This window comes from Salinivibrio sharmensis (assembly GCF_001995985.1).
Classification (GTDB): Bacteria; Pseudomonadota; Gammaproteobacteria; order Enterobacterales; family Vibrionaceae; genus Salinivibrio; species Salinivibrio sharmensis.
This window is the reverse complement of the sequence record NZ_MUFC01000012.1, coordinates 1-16,000: the sequence shown is the minus strand read 5'-3', so window position 1 is coordinate 16,000 and position 16,000 is coordinate 1. Positions and strand designations below refer to the sequence as shown.

The 16,000-nt window shown below is 46.7% G+C and carries 20 protein-coding genes; 6 read left to right on the top strand and 14 right to left on the bottom strand.

Features of this window, described 5'->3' with window-relative positions:
• Positions 1-28: 28 nt before the first annotated feature.
• Both BZG74_RS11575 and cls read right to left on the bottom strand, forming a co-directional pair.
• A complete protein-coding gene (locus BZG74_RS11575; RefSeq protein WP_077668568.1) occupies positions 29-334 on the bottom strand; it encodes a hypothetical protein in 306 nt (101 codons plus the stop codon).
• Between the two features lie 217 nt (positions 335-551).
• Entirely contained in the window at positions 552-2,012 is a 1,461-nt protein-coding gene (gene cls / locus BZG74_RS11570; protein ID WP_077772739.1) for a cardiolipin synthase, read from the bottom strand.
• Between the two features lie 518 nt (positions 2,013-2,530).
• Between cls and BZG74_RS11565 the strand changes: the two genes are divergently transcribed.
• The 3 genes from BZG74_RS11565 to yciA all read left to right on the top strand — a co-directional run bounded on the left by BZG74_RS11565 (position 2,531) and on the right by yciA (position 5,054).
• Positions 2,531-3,874 carry a sodium-dependent transporter gene (locus tag BZG74_RS11565; RefSeq protein WP_077772738.1) on the top strand — a complete coding sequence of 448 codons (1,344 nt, stop codon included), beginning with the start codon at positions 2,531-2,533 and terminating at the stop codon, positions 3,872-3,874.
• A 143-nt stretch (positions 3,875-4,017) separates the two neighbouring features.
• Positions 4,018-4,560: a septation protein A gene (locus BZG74_RS11560; RefSeq protein WP_077772737.1), complete on the top strand. Its 543-nt coding sequence runs from the start codon at positions 4,018-4,020 to the stop codon at positions 4,558-4,560.
• A 95-nt stretch (positions 4,561-4,655) separates the two neighbouring features.
• Positions 4,656-5,054 carry an acyl-CoA thioester hydrolase YciA gene (gene yciA / locus BZG74_RS11555; RefSeq protein WP_077605980.1) on the top strand — a complete coding sequence of 133 codons (399 nt, stop codon included), beginning with the start codon at positions 4,656-4,658 and terminating at the stop codon, positions 5,052-5,054.
• Positions 5,055-5,133: 79 nt separating this feature from the next.
• Here the strand turns inward: yciA and BZG74_RS11550 are convergent, their stop codons facing one another.
• Entirely contained in the window at positions 5,134-5,529 is a 396-nt protein-coding gene (locus BZG74_RS11550) for a hypothetical protein (protein ID WP_077772736.1), read from the bottom strand.
• A 216-nt stretch (positions 5,530-5,745) separates the two neighbouring features.
• On the opposite strand from BZG74_RS11550, the gene BZG74_RS11545 reads away from it, so the two are divergent.
• Positions 5,746-7,221 (top strand): sensor domain-containing diguanylate cyclase, encoded by a 1,476-nt coding sequence (locus tag BZG74_RS11545; RefSeq protein ID WP_077772735.1) that lies wholly within the window; start codon positions 5,746-5,748, stop codon positions 7,219-7,221.
• A gap of 250 nt (positions 7,222-7,471) precedes the next feature.
• Positions 7,472-8,107, top strand: coding sequence for a phytanoyl-CoA dioxygenase family protein (locus tag BZG74_RS11540; RefSeq protein ID WP_131825637.1), 636 nt, complete (start codon positions 7,472-7,474; stop codon positions 8,105-8,107).
• Between the two features lie 3 nt (positions 8,108-8,110).
• On the opposite strand, the gene BZG74_RS11535 is transcribed toward BZG74_RS11540, so the two are convergent.
• The 8 genes from BZG74_RS11535 to BZG74_RS11495 form a co-directional block, all read right to left on the bottom strand.
• Complete coding sequence (locus BZG74_RS11535) at positions 8,111-8,506, bottom strand: GFA family protein (RefSeq protein WP_077772733.1); 396 nt, start codon at positions 8,504-8,506, stop codon at positions 8,111-8,113.
• Complete coding sequence (locus tag BZG74_RS11530) at positions 8,503-9,000, bottom strand: ASCH domain-containing protein (RefSeq protein ID WP_077772732.1); 498 nt, start codon at positions 8,998-9,000, stop codon at positions 8,503-8,505. Before BZG74_RS11530 ends, BZG74_RS11535 begins: the two co-directional genes overlap by 4 nt.
• A 12-nt stretch (positions 9,001-9,012) precedes the next feature.
• Complete coding sequence (locus tag BZG74_RS11525) at positions 9,013-9,351, bottom strand: hypothetical protein (RefSeq protein ID WP_077772731.1); 339 nt, start codon at positions 9,349-9,351, stop codon at positions 9,013-9,015.
• 151 nt (positions 9,352-9,502) lie between these two features.
• The gene (locus BZG74_RS11520) at positions 9,503-10,189 is read right to left on the bottom strand and encodes a GNAT family N-acetyltransferase (protein WP_158020649.1); all 687 of its coding nucleotides are present in this window, start codon (positions 10,187-10,189) and stop codon (positions 9,503-9,505) included.
• Positions 10,190-10,234: 45 nt separating this feature from the next.
• The gene (locus BZG74_RS11515) at positions 10,235-10,648 is read right to left on the bottom strand and encodes a hypothetical protein (RefSeq protein ID WP_077772729.1); all 414 of its coding nucleotides are present in this window, start codon (positions 10,646-10,648) and stop codon (positions 10,235-10,237) included.
• 91 nt (positions 10,649-10,739) lie between these two features.
• Positions 10,740-11,216 (bottom strand): GNAT family N-acetyltransferase, encoded by a 477-nt coding sequence (locus BZG74_RS11510; RefSeq protein ID WP_077772728.1) that lies wholly within the window; start codon positions 11,214-11,216, stop codon positions 10,740-10,742.
• 86 nt (positions 11,217-11,302) lie between these two features.
• The gene (locus BZG74_RS11505; protein WP_077772727.1) at positions 11,303-11,824 is read right to left on the bottom strand and encodes a GrpB family protein; all 522 of its coding nucleotides are present in this window, start codon (positions 11,822-11,824) and stop codon (positions 11,303-11,305) included.
• A gap of 139 nt (positions 11,825-11,963) precedes the next feature.
• Positions 11,964-12,860: a hypothetical protein gene (locus BZG74_RS11495; protein ID WP_077772725.1), complete on the bottom strand. Its 897-nt coding sequence runs from the start codon at positions 12,858-12,860 to the stop codon at positions 11,964-11,966.
• Positions 12,861-12,949: 89 nt separating this feature from the next.
• Here BZG74_RS11495 and BZG74_RS11490 point away from each other — a divergent pair, with 89 nt between their 5' ends.
• On the top strand, positions 12,950-13,972 hold the full coding sequence (locus BZG74_RS11490) for an IS110 family RNA-guided transposase (protein WP_077772724.1): 1,023 nt from the start codon (positions 12,950-12,952) through the stop codon (positions 13,970-13,972).
• Positions 13,973-14,378: 406 nt separating this feature from the next.
• On the opposite strand, the gene BZG74_RS15845 is transcribed toward BZG74_RS11490, so the two are convergent.
• The 3 genes from BZG74_RS15845 to BZG74_RS11470 all read right to left on the bottom strand — a co-directional run.
• Entirely contained in the window at positions 14,379-14,618 is a 240-nt protein-coding gene (locus tag BZG74_RS15845) for a hypothetical protein (protein WP_077458646.1), read from the bottom strand.
• A 128-nt stretch (positions 14,619-14,746) separates the two neighbouring features.
• Positions 14,747-15,496, bottom strand: a complete 750-nt coding sequence (locus BZG74_RS11480; protein ID WP_077772723.1) for a hypothetical protein — start codon at positions 15,494-15,496, stop codon at positions 14,747-14,749.
• Between the two features lie 313 nt (positions 15,497-15,809).
• Positions 15,810-16,000: transposase (locus BZG74_RS11470; RefSeq protein ID WP_162274017.1), on the bottom strand; the 191-nt coding region annotated here is incomplete at its 5' end.

Below are 16,000 nucleotides of genomic sequence, written 5' to 3'. Positions count from 1 at the left end.
GTGTATCGCGTATTAGCTCGATCGTGTATTAGCTTAGATCGCGCATTAATATCTCGAACTCTTCTTGAGCTTGGTCAATCAATGTCGCGAGCTCGTTGGCATCACGATGGTTCAAAGGTAACGCCCAATTATCATGTTTGCCGGGCTCAATGTGCTCAGCCAACAACTGGGTAATTTTGCCTTTGCGCTGAAACGACACTTCATCAAATTCAGCGAGGTGGGGGCTCTCCTCGTCGGCGATGTGCACCGTCACATTGCCATTGGGGATCACCCGCACATGCGCTTGACGCGCGGGGGTGGTGTTTAAGGTGTAACTACGTGAATGGATAGACATGTTAGCCTCCTATCACTCGACTTGGGGCACTCCCTATTATAGTGCTTTCCCATAAGGAATGGAGGACTATCCAGCTTTGTATTGCTTAAGATCATAGATGGTTACATTCTTGTTGCATCAGCCCACGCAACAACAAATACTTATTCAATAATACTGCATACGGTAAATGAATTCGCCCGCACGTCTCCTCGCGTATCGCCCGGCGACTCAGCAGCGCTTATAATAGCGGGCTAAACATGTAAAAGAACTGCTCGATCGGCTTATGATAGACCGGCCTTTGTTGCCAAGCGTCCGCACTAATGCGGGTCGATTGTGCCAAATAGTGGCGATGTAGCGCGTTAATGCTCGCACAAAACTCGGGATCGTCGACGGTCAGCGTGAGCTCAAAATTCAGCCATAAACTGCGCATATCAAGGTTAACCGTACCCACAAGGCAGTACTGCTCATCGACCAACACGGATTTGGTATGCAATAATCCACCACCGAAGCGGTAGATTTCTATCCCTGCTGACATTAAATCTTCAAAGAACGAGCGGCTCGCCCACTCCACCATCAAGGAGTCATTTTTTTCGGGAATAATCAGCGTGACTGACACCCCACGCTGCGCGGCCGTTTGTAAGCTCACCATCAGCCCTTCACTTGGCACCAAGTACGGGGTGGTGATCACAATACTCTTCTCTGCTTGATGGATAGCCAGAGTCAGCACTTGTTGAATCATCCCTTCTGGCAAGCCAGGTCCAGACGGGATGGCCTGCACCGCGTGATTGGCGTGTTGGTGATCTTCAATCAGCAAACACTCTGGCGATGACGGCAAGTCGCGGAGTCCAGTCTCTACCTCCCAATCCCACGCAAATACGCTACTTAATACCGGCACGGTGGGACCAGAGACCCGCACCATCACATCCACCCATTGGCCCACACCTGCGTCTTGCTTAAAAAAGCGCGGATCCACGAGGTTCATCGAGCCGGTATAGGCAATATGATTATCAATGATCGCCACCTTGCGGTGCTGGCGAATATCAAGGCGACGGAAGAACATCCGAAATGGATTCACGGCAAGAGCTTCAATCAGCTCAACGCCGGCTTCACGCATTGCATGTGGCCATTTGCTGCGGAAAAAAACTTTACTGCCGGCAGAGTCTAGCATAATACGCACGGGGATCCCCCGTTTGGCGGTATCGCAGGCCGCCTGCGCAACTTCATCGGCATGGCCGCCGGGATGCCAAATATAAAACACCATATCGACGCTTTTTTGCGCTTGGCGAATGTCGAGCGCGATCGACTTAAGAATATCAGCCGGCTCTGTTTGCAACGCCAGCTGGTTACCGGTGAGCTCCGGCACACCAATTCGGGCATGGCAAAGTCGATTGACATGGTGAGATTGTTCATTGATATGCTGAGGACGGTGTGCAGGACACGACTGCAAACTGAGCAACCATTGACGATATGGCTCAAACATCGCTTTTGCTCGCATTGCACGCGTTTTACCGAGGTTAAGCTCGCCAAATAGCAGGTAGGCAATCACCCCCACAATCGGGAGGATATAAATGATCATTAACCAAGCGATCGATACACCCAGCGCGCGGCGCTTGAATACCACTCGCACAGTTACCCCAGCAATGGTTAACCAATAGACCAACAGCAACAGTAAGGTTACGATCTCGTAGACTTTTTCCATGCCTTATTGCACACCTTAATTAATAACTGACGAAAGCGTGTTCTCTCGCCTTCTCTATTCTGCCTAGCTTGCCACTCGGTGCAAGCCATGATTTGTCTTTAGAAAAAGACAAGCGGCGGAAAAGTCGTGATAAATACCACACCAATTTAATGTTAAGTACATCTTATGATGCATTTTAACGTGACCCAAAGCAGCAATGTTAAAAATGTGTTAAATCAATAATTGCGATAGAGAAAGCCACTGTGATACTCACTATAGGCAGCGGATTCCCCTTATCGATGCACACTAAGTAATCACACGGAGAGAGAATATGGGGAAATGTGGCGATATGATGGTATTACGTACGGCATGATCTTCAAATTCTACGCATAAACTGGTTTACTTACGAGTCTTTGTAGAGGGAACCACTCACTTAAGACTGTAATTATTAGTTTACACCTTAAATGAGTACCTGACGGGCGCCACTGATTATGCGTCCATAATAATCAATTAATTATCGAATACGATATCGAGTAGGTATGGCAAACACACAACGCGCACAATTTTCATCCCGATTAGGGTTTATTTTGGCGGCTGCTGGCTCCGCGATTGGGCTCGGCAACATTTGGGGTTTCCCCACGCAAACAGCCTCAAACGGCGGCGCCGTTTTTCTGTTTATTTATTTGCTGATGGTCTTTGTCCTAGCGTATCCCCTTTTGATAGCAGAACTCACTATTGGACGCTATGGCAATGCAAACCCCGTTCGATCTCTGTCAGCCGTATCCGGTGGACAAAAATGGATTGGTCGATTACTTGGATTAGTCGGGTTGCTCGGCGCGACTGGCATTTTAAGCTTTTACACCATCGTGGCCGGTTGGCTGGTGGGCTATATGGTCTCCCCCTTACTTGCATTAATAGGCTTTACCGATGCGGCAGCATGGTTGGAGTCGTTTAGCGAAACCCGTAACCTCGCATTGATGCTGTGCTTTATGGTGCCAACGATTTTGGTGGTCCGTAATGGTATTGCCAACGGGATCGAACGCTGGTCCTCACGTTTAATGCCCGTCCTCTTTTTACTGTTCGTGATCATGGTGGTTTACATTTTATTTCAGCCTGGCGCGATGGAAGGGCTGAAGATGTACCTGATCCCAGATATGTCGCACCTCTCGCCGGGGCTGGTCGTGAGTGCCATGGGGCAAGCGTTTTTCTCACTCTCTCTGGGGGTGTGCGTGATGATGGTATACGGCTCGTATTTGTCCAAAACCGCCAACATCCCTAAAACCGCTGCACAAGTAGCACTGCTCGATACGGGCATCGCCTTTATTGCGGGGCTGTTGATCATGCCTGCCATGTTTGTTGCCCAACACAATGGCGTGGCTATCTACAGCGATGCAGGCGCGCTTCTCAGCAGTGATACACTGGTATTCAGTGTTCTCCCTGCCATGTTCGACACCATGGGAACGGCGGGCATTTTTGTCGGTTTTGCCTTCTTCTTGCTGATGGTCATTGCCGCCCTCACCTCAGCCATCTCATTGCTTGAAGTACCTGTAGCCTGTGCTACTGAGGAATTCCGTCAATCACGAGATAAAGCGGTATGGTGGATTGGCGGCCTTATCACGATTGCCTCGGCGGTGATTGTTTACAACTTTGGCGATCTGTTTGGCTTGGTAGTTACCGTCACCACCGAGTACGCACAGCCTATCCTTGGCCTGCTGTTTGCTCTGGTTGCAGGCTGGCTATGGCACCGCAACGAAATCTTGAAAGAGCTGGTTCAGGGCAGCCCTGAGCTCGGCGAAACCTGGTTTTGGAAAATATGGCCAGGCTATGTTCGTGTTATCTGCCCGATACTGATGCTATTGGTGTTCGGCTGGGATTGGATTTAATCTTCAACGCGCCTTGGCAACCCCCTGCCAAGGCGCCTACCTTGTTACCTTTCCTCTCTCCGCCTTGTCGTTTCCCCTCCCTGCGCATTTGGGTACACTGCGTACATACTTAGCTTAAATACACCTAGTTACGCGGCGGCGTTATGAAACAACTGATTGATTTTATTCCTTTAATTATCTTTTTCACCTTATACAAATTCTACGATATTTATATGGCAACCGGTGCACTGATCATCGCCACCCTAGTGCAAGTTGTACTGGTTTGGGCGTTGTATAAGCGCGTTGAAAAGATGCAAATCATTACCGCCGTTCTGGTCGCCATATTTGGCGGCATGACGCTATTTTTTCACGATGACAACTTCATCAAGTGGAAAGTCACCATTGTGTATGTCTTATTCGCCATTGGCTTGGCGGTGTCCGAGGCGATGGGTAAGCCTTTGATTAAGAATATGCTCAGCAAAGAGATTACACTGCCAGAGCGCGTGTGGCGCACCGTTAACTGGGCCTGGATTGGGTTCTTTTCCCTATTAGCCGGGGTGAACATTTATGTTGCTTATAGTATGCCGCTTGATACCTGGGTGAACTTTAAGGTCTTCGGCACTTTAATCCTGACCTTCCTGTTTATGATTGCAACTGGGGTGTATATCTATCGCCATATGCCCAAAGAGAGCAACTCAGACCAATAAAAACTTGCCCAAATGCTGTGTTAGCGGTCACAATTCTTATCTTGTTCTATAAAAAAGGGGGCAATCCCCCTTTGCGATAAGATGTGAAGAGAGCCATGCCTGACAATAAAAACAACTGCCCCCGCGGCCAACTGCTGCTTCGTACATTGGCAATGCCCGCCGACACTAACGCCAATGGGGATATTTTTGGCGGCTGGATTATGTCCCAGCTCGATTTAGCGGGTGCGATCCTCGCCAAAGAAATTTCTGGTGGACGCGTTGTCACTGTCTCTGTCAATGACATTACATTTAAATCGCCCGTCAGTGTCGGCGATGTGGTTTGCTGCTACGGGACTTGCCAACGTATCGGCAATACCTCGATTACCATTGAGCTTGAAGTTTGGGTTAAGCCTGTCAGTCATGATGAGATTGGCGATCGCAGCAAAGTGAGCCATGCGACCTTTAATTATGTCGCTATTGATGAAAACGGCCGCCCTCGCGCGATCAAAAAATAACGCGATCCATAACTAAAAAGGGCCTGTTACATCACAGGCCCTAGTCTATCCGCTCTATCCAACAACGCCACCAGTATCGCTATGAGACTAACAATCGCTTTAATTGCGCGACGTGCTGGTCAAAAAGCACTTTATCCGTTTTCTTTCCACTTTTAGCGATAGTCAGCCACTGCACACCGGTATCGTCTTGGTGGTTATACTCAATGCGTAACACGTATTTTTCGCATGTCAGCAAAGCTAACAGCGCGCCTGCAGCAAAGCCCACGGCAGGCAAATACTCCGCATAAGGCAACTCTCCCGCTAACATAAAAAATAAAATGCTCGCGGTTAGCATCCCTAGCCCTAACATCCTTAGTAGGTGATCTTTCCACGTGAGCGCTTCAACGCTAGCGTCAACAATATTGCGCATCGCATAACAATCATCATTCACACATAAATGGGTTGGCGTTTGTTTTATTACTACTGACTTTCTCATTTTTATTTCCATATTAAGGTGCGTTATTGACTCACACTTTCACAGGGCTCATCCCACTGCGGCGCTTATTATGTCTATTTTTACCTACAACACTATCGTGTTTTGAGGTAAACGTGAGCCACGACACTGAAGATTTGCTCATAACGTGTTAACTAATTACTCAGTTGGCTGCTAAGCTCAACGAAGCGGTGACTTTGTAGATAACGGACTATCGGCATGACCATCCTAACTGGGATCCAACCTGAACTTGATAGACACCAACTCTCTGAGCTAAACGTCGATCTGCTATCGGCCGTGCTACGCGGCGCAGACATGCTGGTCAGTGGTGACGACAGGCTTGCCAACATTAATCACTTGCTCGCTGAAATAGGAGCTGTCACGCAAGTCAGTCGCGTGTGGGTGTTTCAAGTATTGGCGATCAGCGATACCGATATTTTGCAGGATTATGTTTTCGAGTGGGCCAACGAGAAGAAGTATGCGCAAATTCGCCTGCCCCATTTTAATCATTTTAGCTCTAGCCTCGCTCACCCCGAATACCGAAAGCTAATTGAAAGCCGACAGCGGGGCGAATACCAAGCGGTCATTACTGATCAATTACCCTCATCCTGGCTCAAACGCTACTTAACGCAACAGCGCATTTTATCGATGCTGACTATCCCCATCATTGTCGATAACAAATGGTGGGGAACGCTGGGGTTTGATGATTGCGAACGTGAGCAACGCTGGTCAGAAAGTGATGTGACCTTGCTGCGCGCAACAGGGCATCTGATCGCGAGCAAAGTGCTAAAAAACGAGTTGTTTTCTAAACAACGACAAATAGACATCATTAAAGACAATACCCACTGCAGCACTTGGCAAGTGGATGTACAACGCGGTATCTGCTGGTGCTCGGCAGAGATCATCGGCGACAGTGCTACCAGCAGCATTCGTGATTCCCGTACCTACACCAGCCGGCACTGGCTGCGCCGCATTCATCCTGGATATCGTAGAGAGTTCTTCTCGCGGGTGCGCCACTTTTTATCGCCTGCTGGCAACGAGCTAAAAATGGACATGCAGGTTCAATGCGATAATGGCGAATATACATGGGTAGAAATCACCACCAATAACGATCCTAAAAATAAGCCTCAAGGTGTGGTCGCAGGCGTGATGTGGGATATCAGTCAGCGTAAGGCGGAAGAACAAGCATTAATGCGCCAAGCCGCGACCGATCCGCTCACACAACTATACAATCGTCGTCAGTTTGCCAGCGACCTTGCTCGCGTTGGCGACAAAGCCCGTTACCAACATCAACCTCTATCCCTGCTTATTATTGATATCGACCATTTTAAACGCATTAACGATAACTACGGCCATATCGTTGGCGATCACGTCCTCGAAGCCTTCGCGTCTTTACTCGAAACGCATCTTCCTCTGCACAGCAACATTTATCGCATTGGTGGGGAAGAGTTTGCTTGTCTGCTGGAAAATACCGGTAAAGAGGCCGCGCAACACTATGCCAACCAGCTCTGTGAGGCGATTTATGACCACAACTCGATTCTCGGCTACTCCCCGGCTATCCGCGTGTCCGTCTCAATTGGTTGTGCAGAGCTCGACGCGGCCCTACTCGATGCTAAACACCTCTACCAGCATGCCGACGACGCTTTATATAACGCCAAACTCTCCGGGCGCAATCGGGTCGTCTGTTATGCTTAACCTTGCTGGCGGCTTGTTCGATTAGTACGCTTACCTCGCCAATCGCTGTTATTCAGTGACGACGGTGACTTGCTAAACTTCAGGTAACACATTAAGTTTTATGTCCCCACCAAGGAGCTTCTATGTCAGCTCGCCCCGACTTTCTCGACAACCTCTCTCCTCACCACGGCAAAGTCGTCCCTGGTGTACTGAGCCAAGAGACACGAACAGCCCTCGCCGCTAAACTCGACGCCATGCCCAATGGCCAAACGTGGTATGCCGACATCTACAAAAAGCGATCTATGGGCCCATGGTGTTCCGCGACCCAGATCTCAACATCGCTGACACCATCGAGGCGCTCCTGCCAGACTATCGCATTTTGGCCGATTTATATTTGGAGAAAACGCCTGAGGATCAAGGCTTTCCTTTCCATACTGATTTTGACTCGATTGGTTTCATGGAGCGACCGGAAGATATGCTCACGGTATGGATCCCGCTGACGCCAGTGAAAGAAGCCGGCTCAGGGCGGTTATCTATCGTGATGGAAGAGGGGGCGGTACGCCTATCGCTGATCCGCGAAGCCAATCAATTGCACTCACTGGTGCGCATTGCCGACCCGTCGGTGCCCGAGCACCCGCCGTTTCAAATCACTCACCAAGAGTATGACTATATGGAGAAAGGTAAGGTGACCTCTGCGTTGGATGCAGGTGATGCGCTGCTGTTCTGTAACGCTTTTTTCCATAAATCAGAGGATGTCTACCAAGGCAAACGCGCGGCCTACATCATGCGCTTGGTGCCCAAAGACGCTAAATTTAGCAAAACGCGCCTGCTGGCACTGAGAAAGCTCGGACAGAACCTAGCGGTGGTCGAAGAGTTACTGAAAACGCACTATCCAGAGGCGCTGTAAAACTTAACGATCTGCTGGATGATGGATCCCATCCATCACGGGAATATTCTCCAACTCAAACGGATTGACGCCATCTAAACAAGCGATATTGAACCCAAACTCACTCGGATTGGAGCGACGTTGGTGATGGGTGTAAATGCCACAGCGTGAGCAGAAGTAGTGCTTAGCCGTGTGGGTATTAAAGGAATACACACTGAGTTGTTCACTGCCAGCAACGACACGCAATTGTGCAAGCTTGACTGAGCCAACAATGGCGCCGCGGCGTCGACACATCGAGCAATCGCAACGTCTGGGTTTTTCAATGCCATTGGGTAACGTAAGGGCTAACACAACCGCTCCGCAGTGGCAGCGCGCCAAATGTTCGGGTTGGATGGGCGTTTGACCGACTTGTTTTATCATGCGCTTACCTGCTCAGTTTCATGGTGATCAAGCGGATAGACTTTCTCAAAGCGCTCTAACACCAAAAGAGATTGGGTTGTAAACGGCACACCGAGTGCTTGCCCCTCTTGCTCAAAAAATGCCAGATGAGCCTGCCGCCACCACGCATAGCTCTTGTCGCCTTCACCTTCCGCTGCGGCGAATTCAGCAGTCACTTGATCAAACGGGCACTCGCTAACTTCCGTCACCTTGATAATGCAAACCGGCTGCTGCGCCCAGTTAAGCACCACGGTTAAACGCCCTACTTGCGGGTAAGGTTCGTTTTCGATCTCGTAGCAAGCTTTTAAGCTACACGATGCGCGTTTTATGCCTTGGTCAATCAAACGGGCGCATTCGTTAGCATTGTATTCATCCGCGCAAAAGTACTCGGCAATCGTTTCAGGCACGGCTTGACGTTCTGCTTCACTTAAGGTGGCAAGGTAGGCGTTTAAAAATGCCTGTTGTTCTGTATTCATGAGCGTCCTTGTTTATTCAATCATCCAATTCGCGGCGCCAGCTCCCGCCTCCTGAAAGCGAAGTTTTATCGGATAGCTGTCACCACAGCCTTCGACAATCCATAGCTCCCGCCACACCCTTGTGCCTACCTCGCCTGACGGCATTTCTCGCACATAAGGCACAAATTCCTCCGGTTTCTCACAGCCTTGAGATGCCACCGTAACCAGCACCCCTACCATGGCATCTTGGATCAATTTTTGATTAGCTAGCGATCCTGCTTGGATTGCGCCTTCTGGCAGCGACTGCGCCATCGATGAAAAAGAGACCGCCAAAGCCCCAAACACGAGTAAAGCCCGTAGCCAATTAGTCATACTCAAAAACGCCCTTAAAAATGCATCATCAACAATCTAATGGCGGGTTCTAAAGACAACATTTAATCTCCATGAATATCAGCCACAAACGCCTCTCCCACTCATCATATTTCGATAACCCCACCAATGCGTATTGGGTCGTTGCCGCTACTCATAGTTTTGCCAGTATTTGAATATGACTGTGAGCAACAAAGCCTAACGACTCGCAAAGGCGTCGAGAGGCAATATTTTCCCGGTTGGCACGATATCGGGCGACACGTCCCCTCTTTTCAACCTCTTTGACCCACCTTGAAATCAGTGCCTTGCCGACACCACGCTGACGGCATTTTGGTGTCACCAAGATAGACAGCGATTCAAAGGGCTCGACACCACAATATGATGCAATGATCCCAACAGGCTGACTTTCCAGATATGCCATATAAAAATAGTCTGAGTCCAGACTAAAATCCGCTTTATATAATTCTTCCTCATCAAACCCTGTAATAAATTGTTCGATGTGCTCCCGATGGGCTTCCAGCGTGAGCTGATCAATCTCTACCTTTGATTTAGCGTCACAAATATGGCCTGATAGATAATAGTCAATATCATCAATACAGACCTCAAACGCTTGAGAGTTCACATTGTCGATATAGTCATGCAGCGATCGCAGCTTAGATTTTTCTAGGTGTGTGCGAACGTCTTCATTGCAGCTGACCAGTGTCAGGTTATCAGAAGCATACAGAAACGCTAAATCCTCTTCGCCGCCTCGTTTATAGTATTCACAACCAGTGAAAATATAATTGCTCTCAATATGATTCACGCCCAAACGCGCAAGCCAAGATTTATCAATGCTATCCATCGCTTTATACTCCATACTTAGTAAAAAGTGCTGGCTACGCGACACTTAAAGTTTTGAAATTTCGGCAGAGCAAAATTCAACTAGCAGGCCATCTTCTAGCCAAACCTCATACAAAGGACCACCAAAGTGTTTTCTAAATCGATGATTTAATTGATATTTTTCTGCTATCGCAACTAACTCATCTACCGTTTTGTTTGCTTCGAGCATAAAGTGAGATGCATGAAAATTTTGCTTTTCACCTTGCTCTTCATAAATTGCAGCTAAGTCGCCAAACGTCAATTTATACTGCACTGGAATGAGCTCTATTAGTTCGTTATCACTCTCGCTCCAAACACACATCCATGCACCAGTCATCGTCTTTGAAGGAAATGCTTTAGTCTCACCATTTGTCAGCTCAGCTAAAATCTCCGAGCTACGCTTCGGTCGGCATGAGTTAACAGATAAATGCTTAATTTTCATTTAATTTTTCGATCTTCCCTGACATAGAAAACGCTCATTTCAGCCGCTCCGGCTTGCTGGCGTCGTCTGCAACTGCTTATTATACGATGCCTCATAGCAAGCGCTGAAACTGCCCATTTTTAGCTTTAAAATCTAGCTTGTTAAACAAAGCTTGAGACCGAAAGTTACCCTCATCAATATCTGCATACAATTCTTTAATGCCCAAAGATTTAGCATGAGAAAATAATAAGCTAAGAGCTTCCGACATATACCCTTGTCGCCAGTACGATGAATTTAGTAAGCATCCGACCTCACAGGAATTACCGTTACCACTAAAACCATGTAAGCCGCAGGTTCCAATAACTTTTTTTGTCACTTTCTCCATTACCGCCCATTCCAACGATTCACCTGATTTCTCTAGTTGGACGACGCTTTCTATCATTTGAACTATCATATCTTTCGATGTAAAAGCTGGATCTGAGGCAAATTCCATTGTTTGAATATCACCATAAATTTCAAGCAAATCATCAGAATCATTCGTTTGAATTGACCTCAACACAATTCTACTTCCGTGTAAATCAGGCTTCATTTTTCTCCTTAATTGTATAACGCTCGCAATAAGTGGCGCGAGGAATGAGCGTCCGGCGACAGCAGGGAGCGAAATTAATTACATTGTTAGGCAAATTTCCAGCTTAGAGCCTTAGCCTCATGCTCTCTAATAAAGCTATCTTTATGGCGGCAATATACATCCATATCATTGTTGCAGATTGCTGCTCCATTTTTCTTTAGCACACCATACTCATCGGCCACTTCAGGAAATGCAATAAGATACTCTTTAAAAGCGATGTGTCTTTGTGCTTCGTGTGAACCGGTTAGAAAGGCGTGGACTTGATGAGTTCGTTGAACCCCACCTTTTTGAAAGTAGCGCCTACCCGTGATACCAAACTCACCTTTAGCGAGATAACCCAACGATTCCATCAAGTAACTTTGCTCATCCAGCGCACTGAGACATTTAACTTCAAGCAGAATATCTATAATTGGTTTCGCACATAGACCTTCAACTGAAGTGCTACCGATATGGTGAACTCCCACCACATTTTCTTTGCTTAACGCATTACAGATTAGCGCTTTTTCTCGGTTAAAATCATCAGCCCACGACGACTGAAAATCTACGACTTCAATTATCCTTAAACTCACGTCTATCTCCATTTGCCTAAGGCCAAACTAAGGTGTGAGTAACGCAATACCGATGTTACGCATACCACCTAAATTACTAAATCTGCCGCAAACCACAAATGCTACGCGTTGCGAATCCGTATTTAAGCGTTTGTTAGTTTCATTTTTCAAGAACAAGACATTGATATTTTGCTATTTTATTTAAATCTGCCGTATATTGAGGAAACTCAGATTGTAACAAGCATAGAGCATCAGCAAATGTGATTTGATGCAAATTTGACGTGTAATCAAAGATTAAGCAATTTATACGTGATTCAAACGATTCTATACCCGGCTCGGCCTTGCATTGCCCCCATATGACTTGATCGATTTCATCTTCGGGGTCTTCCAAAGGACTATTGGCCTGAACATATAAGTTTGACAGCATTGCTTCATACAGCGATGTTGACAACTGATCTTTGCAACGTAATAGCCAAGCCAAAGTGATCAGGTTGTGTCCAAAGAAACCAAATTGCTCAATACAAGATGATAATACATCTGAGAGACTGGCCTTTACTGGCACTGGTTTCGAGTTAACGTTATCTATATTTGAAAACGTAGACGTAACGAACTCTGTAAAACGATTAAGAAAGGCTGGGATCTGATGTTCATTCAATTGCCTATAGACACTATTCATTGCAAGCAATATCGTCACATTGTGGGATAAGTATTCATTAGCAGATGCTGCTTTGGTGGCAAAGTAGCGAAAAACCTCATCAAAACCTTTGTTTTGATACCACTGAAAAGTAGCTTGATAAGCTGCGGGATAAATACCACGATTCAGTATTCTTTGAATACGAAAGTCTTGTAATGCTGGTGCTTGAACAGATTCCTCATATGTAGGCTGTACCAAAACTGAATCATTAGCCATTAAAATAGACGTATGAGAAAAAAGTTTGTCATTTTCACCAAAACGTTTAGCAAGGAAATTTGCTGATAAAAATGCTTTCAACGCATGAGGTTGATGAATTATTGCCCCACTATGTAAGGCTTGTTCTAACAATTCCGAATCGTTCATATGTCCTCCGTGACACTAACGAATGACATGGATTTCCCCTCTTGAAGATCTGCCACACTTAGATGCGGCCTTTAATACCGGAGGTAACCATGTCTACTCAATTCTTTTGTGGCGTTGATCTCGCCAAGCACCACTTTTCTCTTCACGCGGTGGATGACCACGGAAAAGTCATTCTCCATAAATCTGTTTCACGCGCTAAACTACTGGCTACATTAGCAAATATGCCTACGATGTGCATAGGCATCGAGGCCTGCAGTGGGGCACATTATTGGGGCAGAGAATTCAACAAGCTCGGTCACGATACCCGTATCATGGCCGCAAAGTACGTCGGTCCTTATCGCACAAAAGGAAAAAATGACCTGAACGATGCCGTTGCCATTTGTGACGCTGCTCAGCGTCCAAACAGCCGGTTCATTCCTGTTAAATCACCCGAACGCCAAGCGATTCTCGCCATACATCGTGTACGTGAACATTGGGTCAATGAACGTACCGCCCTCATTAATCGTATTCGTGCATTACTGCCAGAGTTCGGCATTATTATTCCAACAGGACGGGCCGCCGTTCACCGTCAAGTACCACTCATTCTCGAGGCAGCAGAAAATGGCCTGCCTGATATTGCTCGTGCTGTCGTGGCAGATTGCTTTGACCACCTACAAACACTTAATCAGCGTATCGCCGATACCGAGCAGTGTTTCGATATGGTTACCAAGGCCAGTCCTAATGCCCAGCGTATTCTTAATGTTCGCGGCATTGGCCCACAAACAGCAACGGCGATTATCGCCACTATCGGAAAAGGCGAGCAGTTTGATTCCGGTAGAGACTTTGCGGCTTGGCTTGGATTAGTGCCCAAACAGTACTCAACCGGAGGAAAGCCGCGATTGGGTCGTATTAGTAAACGAGGAGATAAATACCTCAGAACGCTCTTAGTGCATGGTGCGGGAGCCGTCATCACGAACCTAGGCGATAAGCAAGATAGGCTCAGTGTTTGGGGGCGAAATGTCCTTGAGCGACGTGGCATGAACCGCGCCATTGTCGCTCTCGCGGCCAAAAATGCACGCATTGTGTGGGCGTTATTGCACCATCAAACGGATTATCAAGACTACGCGGCCTAACTCGTCGCTGTCGTAAGGAAAAATACACCAACCGGGTCATTGCACACGCAAGCTGATGAGTATCGGTGAAGACCATTTGCAGAGAGCCTGTTAATGCGGCGGGCACCTTGATGCCTTCTAACGAATCAGGCACTGCAACCGCGCAATGTCATCAGGGCCATGACGTGAGTCAGTAAAAGGCCGAATGTAGAGCGGCAGTCCAAACCAAACTCAATACGCTTCGCGGATGCTTGACGAACGGGGGAATCCATGTAGCCAAATTAAGGTGTGAACAACGCTAACCACCTACCTAAAGCATTGTGCCATAAACACTAAACTTGCTTGAAGTGAGAGAGATTAGCGTTGTGAATCACCCTTAAATCTTATTGTTAGTTGTGAAACTTACCACCTGCCGAGATCTACAACCTTAATCTAGGTAGTCTGGTGTATGTAAGTTTGTACCGCAGACTTTGCACTTGTAATCACCTGAATGCTCACCTTCCATTAACGCATTCGCTATTGCTGCAAATAAGCCAGAAAAGAAACCCTTAACTTCTTTTCCCGTGGCTTCACCAGATTTAGAGAAGCTTTCATACTTATGAAGCGTCACCTTTTTGCAATTACAACAGAACGCTTTGGTCTCTTCAGCGCCGTATATTTGAACCAACTTGATTATCTCCAACAACCTAATTTTTCACCTAGCAACTAACGCCCGCAGCACGCGCGGCTTTGTAGTGGAGGCGAAGGCGAAGACGCAGCGAAAAAGCCGTCGCCGTGCCTGCGCTTGTTAGGCAACTAAACTCCAAATGCTTTCTCCATTTCTTTGAGAACAAAGTCAGCTAATTTCGGTTCTTCTGTGTTTAAGAAACCTAGATCAGGTTGAATGATCTCTGTATCTTTAAGCTGTTTATGCGTTGGCAAGCCGCCACTTCTCGGGTTTGCATAGGTAGCCTTTATCATCAACCAATCTCCATTTGTTTTGATCCATAAGTCGTCAAGGCTTCGTACCCTTGAATCGAACCAAAATCTTACCCAATCTCGGCGGATGTATTTACCCTTAGACTTTACTGGCGGAAACTCTTTTAACGCCAAAAATATATATGAAAGCTGCGCTTCTTTGACATGCCGGTAACTCCATATTCTTTTGTTGTCTGCAAATTTTATTAAATTAATGAAGTCAAAAATACTAAGTACAGTCAAGTGACCTTTCATCAATCCGTAGTGAAACTTCCAGTTATTTATAAAAGAATCTCGAAGTGCTTTGGCTCTATTTGGATCTTCATCAACCGGTGGAAGATTTATATATGACTGCCCTGCTGAAGCTTTTAATGGACAAAATTGATTAACATTTGGCTGATGGCTAAACACACCATCAACAGTTGGATTTGCCTCTCCCTTAGTATGCATTTCGCTACCGCAGGCAGGACATCTAGCAAATGGCCTAACTCTCAGGTGTCCATTGCCATCAAGTTTTACCCCAAATTCATTTATATAATCTACAACAGTAATACTTCTATTTACCGTTGGATGCAATGCAGACTTCATTCTTACACAGAACTCCTTTTATAGTTGCCTAACGCTTCAAACACCGGCGAAGTATCGCTGCGTCCGAGTGCTTTGCATTGTTATGTAATTCAGACTGAAACCTCTATTATTCTTTTCGCAATGCTCTCAGTTGCATCATTTTTGTCTCCCCAAATGGCGTCAAAGACCAATATGTTCCACTGTCCTTAATGCTTCGCTTCTTCTCACTTTTTGTAATTAAACCTAGGGCTACAAACTGAACCTTCATCGTCTGAAAATCAACGCTATTAACGGTGAGATTTCTTGGCCTCTCTTCAACCTGGAGCTTGGCTCTTCATCGTTCATGGTGGAAAGTCATATCAAGTCCCCCAAAATAGAACAGTATCGCTGTCTTGAACCTTTGTTTGTTTCTAAAGCCTTTAGCTCTAAGCTTCATGTATTGGATTTTGGCATTTATAGCCTCCGCCAAGCCATTCGATGCCTTAAGCCGCATTGCATTAAGGATTGCTGGTAAGTGCTTTTTCA

Excerpts from the sequence above, each read along its gene's own strand:
- BZG74_RS11575 (WP_077668568.1), bottom strand. The coding sequence starts at position 334 with ATGTCTATCCATTCACGTAGTTACACCTTAAACACCACCCCCGCGCGT.
- cls (WP_077772739.1), bottom strand. The coding sequence starts at position 2,012 with ATGGAAAAAGTCTACGAGATCGTAACCTTACTGTTGCTGTTGGTCTAT.
- BZG74_RS11565 (WP_077772738.1), top strand. The coding sequence starts at position 2,531 with ATGGCAAACACACAACGCGCACAATTTTCATCCCGATTAGGGTTTATT.
- BZG74_RS11560 (WP_077772737.1), top strand. The coding sequence starts at position 4,018 with ATGAAACAACTGATTGATTTTATTCCTTTAATTATCTTTTTCACCTTA.
- yciA (WP_077605980.1), top strand. The coding sequence starts at position 4,656 with ATGCCTGACAATAAAAACAACTGCCCCCGCGGCCAACTGCTGCTTCGT.
- BZG74_RS11550 (WP_077772736.1), bottom strand. The coding sequence starts at position 5,529 with ATGAGAAAGTCAGTAGTAATAAAACAAACGCCAACCCATTTATGTGTG.
- BZG74_RS11545 (WP_077772735.1), top strand. The coding sequence starts at position 5,746 with ATGACCATCCTAACTGGGATCCAACCTGAACTTGATAGACACCAACTC.
- BZG74_RS11535 (WP_077772733.1), bottom strand. The coding sequence starts at position 8,506 with ATGATAAAACAAGTCGGTCAAACGCCCATCCAACCCGAACATTTGGCG.
- BZG74_RS11530 (WP_077772732.1), bottom strand. The coding sequence starts at position 9,000 with ATGAATACAGAACAACAGGCATTTTTAAACGCCTACCTTGCCACCTTA.
- BZG74_RS11525 (WP_077772731.1), bottom strand. The coding sequence starts at position 9,351 with ATGACTAATTGGCTACGGGCTTTACTCGTGTTTGGGGCTTTGGCGGTC.
- BZG74_RS11520 (WP_158020649.1), bottom strand. The coding sequence starts at position 10,189 with ATGGATAGCATTGATAAATCTTGGCTTGCGCGTTTGGGCGTGAATCAT.
- BZG74_RS11515 (WP_077772729.1), bottom strand. The coding sequence starts at position 10,648 with ATGAAAATTAAGCATTTATCTGTTAACTCATGCCGACCGAAGCGTAGC.
- BZG74_RS11510 (WP_077772728.1), bottom strand. The coding sequence starts at position 11,216 with ATGAAGCCTGATTTACACGGAAGTAGAATTGTGTTGAGGTCAATTCAA.
- BZG74_RS11495 (WP_077772725.1), bottom strand. The coding sequence starts at position 12,860 with ATGAACGATTCGGAATTGTTAGAACAAGCCTTACATAGTGGGGCAATA.
- BZG74_RS11490 (WP_077772724.1), top strand. The coding sequence starts at position 12,950 with ATGTCTACTCAATTCTTTTGTGGCGTTGATCTCGCCAAGCACCACTTT.
- BZG74_RS11480 (WP_077772723.1), bottom strand. The coding sequence starts at position 15,496 with ATGAAGTCTGCATTGCATCCAACGGTAAATAGAAGTATTACTGTTGTA.